This window comes from Chitinivibrio alkaliphilus ACht1 (assembly GCF_000474745.1).
GTDB classification, from domain to species: domain Bacteria; phylum Fibrobacterota; class Chitinivibrionia; order Chitinivibrionales; family Chitinivibrionaceae; genus Chitinivibrio; species Chitinivibrio alkaliphilus.
In genome coordinates, this window is the sequence record NZ_ASJR01000038.1 from 1 (window position 1) to 10,383 (window position 10,383).

Annotated in this window: 9 protein-coding genes and 1 pseudogene; 2 read left to right on the plus strand and 8 right to left on the minus strand. The window is 50.1% G+C overall.

What is annotated here, in order from left to right; all coding sequences use genetic code 11:
• Window positions 1-144 precede the first annotated feature (144 nt).
• A complete protein-coding gene (locus CALK_RS11235) occupies window positions 145-1,404 on the minus strand; it encodes a Y-family DNA polymerase (protein ID WP_022637791.1) in 1,260 nt (419 codons plus the stop codon).
• Window positions 1,404-1,835, minus strand: coding sequence for a LexA family protein (locus CALK_RS11240; protein WP_022637792.1), 432 nt, complete (start codon window positions 1,833-1,835; stop codon window positions 1,404-1,406). The genes CALK_RS11235 and CALK_RS11240 overlap by 1 nt, the downstream gene beginning before the upstream one ends.
• Before the next feature lie 514 nt (window positions 1,836-2,349).
• Between CALK_RS11240 and pta the strand changes: the two genes are divergently transcribed.
• Entirely contained in the window at window positions 2,350-3,372 is a 1,023-nt protein-coding gene (gene pta, locus CALK_RS11245) for a phosphate acetyltransferase (protein WP_022637793.1), read from the plus strand.
• A gap of 2 nt (window positions 3,373-3,374) precedes the next feature.
• Here pta and CALK_RS11250 read toward each other — a convergent pair whose 3' ends face one another.
• From CALK_RS11250 to CALK_RS11280, 6 genes and pseudogenes are all read right to left on the minus strand, one after another.
• On the minus strand, window positions 3,375-3,917 hold the full coding sequence (locus tag CALK_RS11250; protein WP_022637794.1) for an STAS domain-containing protein: 543 nt from the start codon (window positions 3,915-3,917) through the stop codon (window positions 3,375-3,377).
• 84 nt (window positions 3,918-4,001) lie between these two features.
• Entirely contained in the window at window positions 4,002-5,780 is a 1,779-nt protein-coding gene (locus CALK_RS11255; RefSeq protein ID WP_022637795.1) for a BCCT family transporter, read from the minus strand.
• Window positions 5,781-5,891: 111 nt separating this feature from the next.
• Window positions 5,892-6,338 carry a hypothetical protein gene (locus tag CALK_RS11260; protein WP_022637796.1) on the minus strand — a complete coding sequence of 149 codons (447 nt, stop codon included), beginning with the start codon at window positions 6,336-6,338 and terminating at the stop codon, window positions 5,892-5,894.
• 58 nt (window positions 6,339-6,396) lie between these two features.
• Window positions 6,397-7,062, minus strand: a complete 666-nt coding sequence (locus CALK_RS11265) for a hypothetical protein (RefSeq protein WP_022637797.1) — start codon at window positions 7,060-7,062, stop codon at window positions 6,397-6,399.
• Window positions 7,063-7,624: 562 nt separating this feature from the next.
• Window positions 7,625-8,137 (minus strand): annotated as a pseudogene (locus CALK_RS11270) (class I SAM-dependent methyltransferase); the annotation flags it as partial.
• Window positions 8,138-8,568: 431 nt separating this feature from the next.
• Complete coding sequence (locus tag CALK_RS11280) at window positions 8,569-9,756, minus strand: alpha/beta hydrolase (RefSeq protein WP_022637800.1); 1,188 nt, start codon at window positions 9,754-9,756, stop codon at window positions 8,569-8,571.
• Window positions 9,757-9,977: 221 nt separating this feature from the next.
• Here CALK_RS11280 and CALK_RS11285 point away from each other — a divergent pair, with 221 nt between their 5' ends.
• Window positions 9,978-10,307: a GNAT family N-acetyltransferase gene (locus tag CALK_RS11285; RefSeq protein ID WP_022637802.1), complete on the plus strand. Its 330-nt coding sequence runs from the start codon at window positions 9,978-9,980 to the stop codon at window positions 10,305-10,307.
• The last annotated feature ends 76 nt before the right edge of the window (window positions 10,308-10,383 follow it).

Below are 10,383 nucleotides of genomic sequence, written 5' to 3' on the forward strand. Positions count from 1 at the left end.
ACAAGGTGACATAAATGATTTAGTCGTGAATGAAGTTGAAGTCATCGATGGCCCGAATTGGATTGATTTGGAACATGTCGAGCCAGACTAGGATCATTAATTAATAATCGGTCTGGCTGGTGATGATTGAACTCGCTCTGCTCGTCACCCAACCTCAAAAATCTCCCCCCACCTCGTGGAACACCGCCTGCTGCGGTGTTCTTCCTTCTTCTCCCAGCTACCCTTTCTTCCCGCCTGACGGGCAGGCACTACTGCTCCCTTTCCATACTTCCCGTTCAGCAGATCCACCCCCCGCATCAAAGCCTTTCGACTTTCACTTTCCTGCACAGGTGCATCAAAAATACTGGTCTGTTGCGGCCCCTTCTCAAGCCCCGTCACCATCACCCCCGCTTTGACATACAAGGTGTTTTTCCGGTACTCCCGCTTGACTATTTCACAAGCAGCACGTACCAGGGTAAGGGTGTCGTTTGACGGGGGCTCTATAGGTACCGTCCGTTCTGCAAAATGCTTTTTTCCTTCCTTATGGGGACTGGTATGAAAAAAGACTGTCATCTGTGATGTACGCTGTCCCGCAGTACGCAGCTTCTCCCCACAGCGGGAGGCAAAGGTTGTAACCGCCTTCTCTATACCCGTAAGATTCTTTTGGGGGGTGCCGAAACTTCTGCTTGTGACAATACTCTTCTTCGGTGGCGGCGCATCTTCCAGAGGAAGACATGAAATTCCCTGTAATTCCATCCATGTTCGCACCCCCGTAATTCCCATCATTTTTTGTACATCCCCCTTGCTACACCGGCGGACAAAATCAGCGGCATTCTCCACGCCTAGGGCAGAAAGCTTTGCCGCACTCCGGCGGCCTATTCCCCACACCTCTTCAATGGGCATTTTCTGCAAAAGGGTGTGTATTTCCTCCTTCGTCCCAAGCAGGCAGAGCCCGCTACCTCCCTTTTTTGCCCACCAGTTTGCCCCCTTTGCAAGGGTTTTGGTGGGAGCTATGCCAACACCCACGGGTATTCCCACCCATTGATACACCCTCCTGCGTATTGCATCACCACAGGAGTCCTGCTTTTCCGGAGAAAGATCACTCAGATCCAGAAACGCCTCATCGATTGAATACACCTCAACAGCGGGAGAAAAGCCCCGCAGGGTCTTCATCACCCGCAGGGAAATGTCCCCGTAGAGCTCATAATTTGAAGAAAACACCGCAATGGAATGACGACGTATCTCTTCCCGTATTTTAAAAAGGGGGATTCCCATGGGAATGCCCAGGGCTTTCACCTCTGGAGACCGGGCCACCACACACCCATCATTATTGGATAACACCACCACAGGACGGCCTCGTAGTTTGGGATTAAAAAGCCGCTCACAGGAGGCATAGAAGTTATTGCAATCGACAAGGGCAAACACTACCGAAAAGCCTTAATGGAATAGGCAACGACTCCCCACACTTCAAAGTCCATACCCTCCGTAATCTCTATGACAGAAAACTCCGGATTGGCAGGATGAAGCTCCACGACTCCGCCCTTTTTGTGTAATTTTTTCACCGTAAATTCACCATCCACCATGGCCACCACAATAGAATCATGCTTCGGGGATAAGGACCTGTCTATCACCAGTATATCCCCGTTATGAATCCCCGCATCCCGCATGGATTCCCCCTTTACCCGGGCATAAAAGGTTGCCTCTGGATGCTGTATCATATCCCGGTTGAAGTCCAGGGAAAGCTCCATATAATCCTGTGCAGGAGAAGGAAACCCCGCCTGAGCTCCAAACTCAGCAAAGGGCAGGGGTAAATTCGTCCCCACCTCTGTATGGATAAACGCTATTTCATTTTGCATTATCGTACCTCCGCAGTAAAAATAAATCCTGCATGGGTCATTGTATGTCAATGGCACTAGAATCTCTCAAATAAGTACGTGAACAAGGAAGGACAGCGCATCACCCGGGACGTTCTGAAGTGCGGTACCATGGGAGTAGCACGGTGAAACAGGAAGAAGGTGCTTTCGAGTCTTGGTATGGCACTCATCAGAGCGGGGCATCTTTGAAGAATACCTCCCATACACACTCCTCATCACATTCTCAGAGAAGAGATGCTCGGACCAATGAGTTTTCACCCAAAGCAGTCTGTACCTCGCCGGTGACCACCTATTTTATAGGGGGGACGTATCAACCTATATACCCATTCAATTGGCCGATGATTTGAAAAATATGCACCCTCGGTGACACCGCTGGGATATGCTCAGAAGGAGATGATAGAGTGGTTTTTTTTAATTATTTCATCCCTTTCTTTTCGTTACTGCACAGACTATTTTACTCGGTATCAGGCTTTACTTCTAACGGGGATAGCATCCTATGTCGTTACTGGAAAAAATTGTAGAACGAGCACGAAATACGGGGAAGCGACTGGTTTTTCCCGAAGGGCAAGACCCCCGCGTTGTTGCGGCGGCACAGCGGGTTGTGGAAGAGTCCATTGCATCGGTGGTTGTCTTGGGAACAGAGGAGGAGTTGAGTGAATCATGTCAGCGGGCGGGAATTACCGCGCCCTGTTTTGATATGCTTGATCATCGCGCCTCTGCCGATTTAGATTCCTACACCCGTATCATCGCCAAAATGCGGGAAAAGAAAGATGTGGGAAAGGACCCGCAGAAGCTCCTGGAGTTTTATCGTGAGCTTATGCAGGATCGGCTCTACTTTGGAAATATGATGACCTTGCAGGGAGTGGCTGATGGGCTTGTTGCCGGAAGTATTGCCTCTACGGCGGATATGCTCAGGGCCTCCTTTCGAATTATCGGTACAGCACCGGGAATAAACACGGGAAGCAGCTGCTTTATCATGGATCTTGCCACGCCTGCCCCTTCCGGTGATGAAGTGTTGGTGTTTGCCGACTGTGGGGTTAATCCCGATCCCGATGCAGAGGCGTTGAAAGATATTGCTCTGGCCACGGCACGTACCTATGCATCCCTGCGAAATGATACCCCGCGAGTTGCCTTCTTAAGTTTTTCCACTGCCGGCAGTGCAAAACACCCCCTGCTTGAAAAAATATCCCGTGCAGCTGAGCTTACAAAAGAAGCGGTTCGTACGGCTGGCTTGTCTATTCATGTAGATGGAGAGGTACAGGCTGATGCCGCCTTGGTACCGGAGATTGCAGCAAAAAAATGTCCTGAGAGCCCCTTGGGGGGGGCTGCAAATATTCTCATATTTCCCGACTTAAATTCAGGGAATATCGCCTATAAGCTCATCCAGCGCTTGGCCGGAGCCGGAGCGTACGGACCTATTTTACAGGGGCTTTCAAAGCCCGTAAATGATCTATCCCGCGGATGTTCTGCCGATGATATTTTTGGGGTTGCCGCGATTACGGTCTGCCAAGCTCTGTAAGTTTACGCCTTTGACGAAAGGGTATAGATATATTTGTCAAAGGCGGCTTTTGTCCCGATAATGGTGATTGTATCTTCAACGTGAGCGGCTTCAATTTGCTTTTCAATACGATCTGATGGTGAAAAGAGTATGATATTTCGCCCGCTTTTACGAAGCCCTTTGGCGATACGCTTTAGGGCTGTTAGCGTTTCCGCATCCGCTTCATAGATATCTGTTACTTTCAGCACAATCTGAGGTGTACCGGATCGTTTCGTCAGTTGATCGATGGTCTTGAGCAGCTGCGGAATAAATTCCTTGGTAAAAAACCCGGAAAAATCGATGGTAACATGGGTGTGCTGTCGCGTAATATGACTGTCCAGATACGGGGTGAGCTCCTCCTCTGTTTCAGCACGTTTTTCCTTTTTCGGATCTTTCTCTGTGGGGTCAAGAGAGAGTTTTCGGATAATTGATTTTACCGATTTAAGCGGCATATTTGTGGTTGCTGCAATCTGCTGTGGAGAGATGTTTTTTTGGTGCAGCTTATAAATTCGATGGTAAATATTCATGCCCTGTCCCTTCGTCGTATATGAACCATACTTCCAGAGGCTCCATAATATACCTCATGGCAGGTACTCAGGGCGGGGGTTGGTTTATTCACTTTCATCAATCACCTCTTCTACCAGGGTGGTAAGTCGCTCTTTTTCTAAAAACCCCTCTATGGCTTCTTCCACAGACTCTTTAACGTGCAACTCCTGGGAGAAACCGAGGTAGAGTGAGTAGATAATGCAGAGGAGTATTGCGGCAAAGGGCAGCCCCGTAATAACGGAGGCTGTTTGAAGTGTGGTCACCCCGCCCCCAAGAAGAAGTACTGCGGCAATGCAGCCTTCCATGACAGCCCAGAAGACTCGCTGTCGTACGGGAGATTCCAATTTCCCTCCCGAGGTAAGATGGTCTACCACAAGGGAACCTGAGTCGGAGGAGGTGACAAAAAAGATTACCACCAAGAGAATTCCCATAAGGGAAAGAAGACCACTCACGGGGAAGTAATCAAGCATGTAAAAAAGCGCCGTGGCAACATTGTCCTGTACAGCCCCGGAAATATCAGCAACTCCGGATACTTCAAGGGATATGGCACTTCCTCCAAAAACTGACATCCAGATGAATGAGAGGAGCGAAGGGATGAGAAGTACTGAGAAGAGAAATTCACGTACCGTACGTCCCTTTGAGACACGGGCAATAAACATTCCCACAAAGGGTGACCATGAGATCCACCATGCCCAGTAAAAAATGGTCCAGCCGCCCTGCCAGTTTGAATCGCGAAAGGTTTCGGTCCAGAAGCTGAGCTCCACGAGATTTGAGAAGTAAAACCCGAGGTTTTGGGTAAAACCGTTGAAAATGTACACCGTGGGTCCGGCAATAATAATAAACAACATGAACAGAACAGCAAGCCCCATATTAAACTCACTGAGTCGCTTCACCCCGCCATCAAGGCCCAGAACCACCGATACGGTTGCCATGGCGGTAATTGCTGCAATGAGAAGAATCTGCATGGTGGTATTGATCTCCATGCCAAAGAGGTAGTTCATGCCGGCATTTATCTGAGATACCCCCAGTCCAAGGGAGGTGGCCAGACCAATAAGGGTGGCAAGCACGGAAAAGGCATCGATGAGATTGCCCCAAAACCCGTAGATCCGTTCCCCCAGAAGGGGGTAGAATATGGAACGTATGGTGAGGGGAAGGCCGCGGTTAAAGGCGAAAAAGGCAAGACCGAGAGCCACCACGGCATAGATAGCCCAGGGGTGGATACCCCAGTGAAAGAAGGTGATTCCCATGGCTTGCTGAGCAGCTTCGGCAGTTTTGCCGGAGACACCGTGAAACATGGGGGAGGGAGACATGTAGTGAAAAATCGGTTCTCCCACACTCCAGAACATGAGGCCAATCCCCATGCCTGCACTGAGAAGCATGGCAAACCAAGCCGGGGTGGAAAACTCGGGGCGTGCATCCCGTCCGCCCAGACGGATATTCCCAAAGCGGCTGAAACCGAAGAACAGGGCTGCCAGCACAAATATATTGACGGTTAAGACAAGAAACCATCCAAAGGTTGCCGTGATGTATTCAAGGGTTGACTCAAAGAGCTCTGTTGCCTCTTCACGGAACAGGAGGGTGCAGCAGATGAAGAGAGCTAAGACAACACAGGAGGCAAGGGTTACACCGAAGTGGAGATCAAACCCTGCCCGTGTCCAGTTGTCTTGGCCGGGCTCTCGCTGTTCTGCATCATCGAAAAAGGACGCCGTGGGTTGGATCTGCAACCCCTTAAAGGGGCTTCTGTCACGAATGGCCCGACGACGGGCCCGTGCTTCAATACGATCAAGTTTTGCAATGAGTTTTGCCTTTTTCCGTGCTTCTTGGACATTTGTTAAATGCGACACGACTCCTCCCGTATCATGAATCTTGTTTGAGCAGTATACAATAGAAAAATATACTCTGCAAGAATCTCTGTAACGGGGGTGTATCTTTTATTCAGCACCACGAAGCAGGGTTTAGTAGCTGTAGACACCTCGGTTGAGCCCGTCTCGTATGGCGGAGATGAGTTTATTGCTCCGTATGGTGGCGGAGGTATAGCCGTCGACCTCGGTGGTAACAATGGCTTCAGGGGTGTAGAGATCTTCGAGATGCTCCGTGATATCTTTTCCCACAAGATGATTCAAGGCTTCGTGATATTGTTGAATCACCGACGCCCAGGGCTCCTCTTCGGCATCGATATTGTAGTCTTCATCTCGTCTGAGATGGCGGAAGGAGGCCTCTGTCACATGGTCGTTTTCCAGGGTAAACTGAATGTTGACCTGTATGTCGCTGCCGTCAATAAAGACGCCACGGTATTGGCCGTCTTCGTAGGTCTGGGGCTCTTCGGGAGTCTTCTCGGGGCTGCACCCCAGAAAGAGGAGGGCAAGTAGGGCGGTAAGGAGAGAGAAAAATGATTTGTTCATGGACGAGCTCCTGATTTGTATGAAGTTTGTAGAGATATAGCTTGTGCAACCTACCTTGTCAATAGTCTTCATAGACTTTTTTCTGGTATGGGGACTCGGCAGGGGGCTTCTGTCTGCGGGTTATGCGGGTGCGAACCCGTGTTACCAAGGGGGACAGTTCTGCATTGAGGGTCCGCAGGGTTTCGCTGAGCTCATAGGGCGGGGGCATTTCCCTGCGTGCGGCGTCCACGGCACGCCGTTGTTCCTCAATCTCTTTGAGCTCTCGGTGGGTTTCTGCCACAGAGGAGAGGAGAGGGAGAACACCGGCTTTCTCAAGAGCCTCCTGTGGGAGTTCACGCAATACTGAATCAAAAAGAGAAATCTGTTCATCCCGAGGTTTATACTGCAAGGTGCGATCGTGGCGATGGATGATATCTCGCACCATGGCTGCAGCGCGCGCCCGTTGCCCCAGATGAGCTATTTCGGCGGTGATTTCCACATAATTTCTAAGCTTGACAAAACCGTCGTTGAAATGGGTATCCAGCTCTTTTGATCGGGCGGGAAGGGCAGCTTGATCATTGAACACCATGGCCTGACGAAGGTCTTCCTGTATATGTGAGAGGCGAGATACAGCCGCCTGGAGCAGATCGTTTTCACCGTGCCTTCCCGTAAGGAGTGAAATTACTGCTCCGGCAGCGGAGAAGGTTTCTGATGCGCTGTAATGGTAGAGATAGAGGGCTTTCATGGGTCTTCTCCCTGGTAATTCGGTGAGATGGTGCGTTACGTGCACTATTTTTCGGTATACTATGAATAGATCTTTCATTGTTTGAATGAGAAGCTTTGCTAGTACTGTTTTGAATACAATCATCTGAGTGAGTCTTCTCGGTTTGTCATACAATTCTCCATGGAGGAGCTGGTGTATGAACCTCGAACAGCATGCCGCACCACGAAGGGCATAACTCCTAACTCTTTTTTAGGAGATGTCTCTATGGTGCGTACAAAGTAGAACAGAATGGTGGGTGAATGGGGAAGGAGAGCTTCGTGGCAGTATACCCACGTAGCGGTTACGGGGGAGATTCTTCAAGGGGCGTTTTGTGAGGGCGTGCGCTCTCCTTGTTCGGGTCCCCGTTCATTCTGCAATAGGGATTTTCTGTAGCAGGGAGATCTCATGGGATCTTTCCTGTTAGGATACGTGCACTTTTCCTATGGATGTATCCCCCATGGAACTACTGGGCGAGGTGTATCATGCATCTTGTCCACCTTTCCAGGTCGTTTGATGCGGTATTCCCTGATTGGAGCAGATGATTTTATGCAGGGGGATCTTCAAGGGGACGGTGCGTGTATACCTCGATGTTTTTTGTGACACATTGGGGGGCTTTGCTATATCTGAGGAAGAAGAGGAAGCGATGCAGACAGGTGTTCAAAAGATCCCGGAGATTCCAGCCGCACCACGGTGCCCAGGGACGCCAACTTCTCCAGACAAACCCCTTTGGAGGAAGTACTAAGGTATGATTTCTAAACCCCGCGAGGGTGAGTAGTTGCTGTAAACTTTCTTCGGTGTATCCCGTAACGTGGGTTATGTCGATAAAGCGACTGTATGCCCCAAGTATATTTGACATATTCGGTACCCGCAGTACTAGGGTTCCTCCCGGAACAAGGGCATTTTTCAAAAGAGACAACATATTCTCTGCTTCATCCACGGGGATGTGTTCAAAGACATCGTTCATGACTATGACATCATAGCTTTGTGATTTAGTCTGAAGGAATTCCCGTCCATCCATACAGGTAACGGGGACACGATTTTGAGAACAGGCAGCAGCAGTTTCTGCCTGGCCGGGAACAAGTTAAACCCCTTCAATATTTGTGTAGCCTGCTGCCCATAGTGCCAATAGTTGATGCCCCAGCCGCAGCCTAGGTCGAGTATCTTTGCCTGTGTATTTTCGGGGAGCCACGGTTTTGTACAGGCGAAATTTTTCGGAGATTTTAAAGCAGTCTCCCAGTCAGGTTTTGTATTTCCTACATGGGCATAATGCATCTCATATTGTTCATAGGCTGTGCTCATGATAAAGATCTTTCTCGTGTACGGAGTAAAGTAGAAAAGAATATATATATCCCTGCGCAGTACGGCACACATTTTTAGAAAAAAACAGGGGGATATCCTCTTTTTTACTGCTTTTTCTGTAGTGCTATTTTGTGTATATTCATACAGCTATGAGGTTCTTGTATGTTCGTGCCTTGCCCATACTGTTCTCTAGGGATCGCTTTCAGATCGGGTTGTTTCAAAGAACGAAAAAAGGTCCTTCGTCATGGCATCAAAGTCGGGGTTATGGGCAAGGCGAGCAAAGATCAGGCTATCCTGCAGCCCCATTTCTCCCCAGTATATAACATCATCCTTGCGACAGCGCAAATACTCTGTGGATCCCTCCTCGTAGTGAAGGCAAAAACGGTATGATCCTTCCGTGCTGTAATACCGGTTATGGGGGGAGTACGGCAGGGTAAGATGGGAGAAGGCGAAGATGTTTTGTTCTGGTCTGCTGGCGCTGTGATAGGATATTTGGGAGGTGTTTTCCTTTGGGGAAGTGGTGTAGATACGTCCCCGGGCGGGGGCTGGTTTCCATGTTTCAAGAAGGGTGACAACCGCAGAGATATCCCCCAGGGTGGCATCTTCCGCCACGGCAGTGATAAAAAGGGGTGTTTCGGGGTGTGGCGGGCTGGTTGTTTTTCTCTGCACTCTGCGTGCAACCTGACGAGTTTGGGCCATGGATGCCATGGACATCGATTCGTATTTATAGGGGTTTTCATCGGCCCTGATACGAAACCAGGGAGTAATATACTGGAGCAAATCGGTCAGCATAGATATGGACGGAAGGGATATGGCCGGAGAGATAAGCCCCAGCCCATCTAGGGTATGGGAGTGTGCCGCGTCTAAAAGAAGGGCTCCCCCAAGGGAGTATCCTACGCCGTAGAGGGTATCCACTTCTTCTTGAAAAGAGGTGATTGCCCAGGAAAGGGCTGCACGCCACATCTCTTTTGTGGCGTAGCGAAGATCCCCCGGGGTTGTGCCGTGACCGGGAAGCAGTATGGCCCTGACATGGTAGCCTCGCTGGGCGGCTTCCTGGGCAATATCTGCGAGATTAAAGGGGGTGTCCGTAAGGCCGTGAACCAGCAGTATTCCCCGTCCGGTGGGAGTCTCTGGACGTAACTCAAAGGGGGCTATGTCATGGATGACTGAATCGGGAAGGTGGGGGTGTATCGTGGTGAGAAGGGTACGCATGGTATCAATATACCCGTGGAAGGGGAGGGTATCGTGGAAATTGGGGGAGTCATATACCCCGGTGGGGGAAAATCGGCTGGGGAGAAAGGCTTCGTTGGCCACACGAAGCCCTCCCAAAGAAAGAAGTATGAGGGCAACTCCACCTATGATAATTCGTTGTTTCATCAATACATACCTCGTATACGGTCATATTGAATAATATAGTCTATGAGTTCTTGCGGGGCAACGAATCTCCTTTTTTCCATGGATGAACCTCCTGTGATTCTGTGGGAGAGTGTTCTTTCAAGGCAGGAAGGACCATTCCGTGAAAAAAAAGATCACCTTTGGCCGAGGGCGATGTCAGACTGTATTTTGAAAAAAGAGCCATTCAGCCGGAGGGTATTTCCATGACGCAGTCCCATGCTATCTACGTGCGCCCCCTTGTCCCTGCAGAAGATGCGGCAGCCGTAGCCGCTCTGGCAAAACGGGCCTTTCCCCCCACGGAATCTGTCTTTGTTGGCATAGATGATGCCGGCGGATATATCGCCGAAGCAGGGGAGCAGGTTGCCGGTGTGTGTCTTATACGGGTGGTTTCCCTTCCTGGAAAAAAGCGGGTGGGCTATGTCTCCTGGCTGATGAGTGATCCGGCATTTCGCGGCCAGGGGGGTGCTCAAAGGCTTGTGGATACGGCCACCATGCAGAGTGAGTTCTTCCGCACCGGGGAGCGTTTGGGCTGATGTTAAAAGCATAATTCCGAAGGAGTACAGAGGTTATTTTTTCGCTGTTGCGATTCGTCTCTCCTGTTGTACTCTT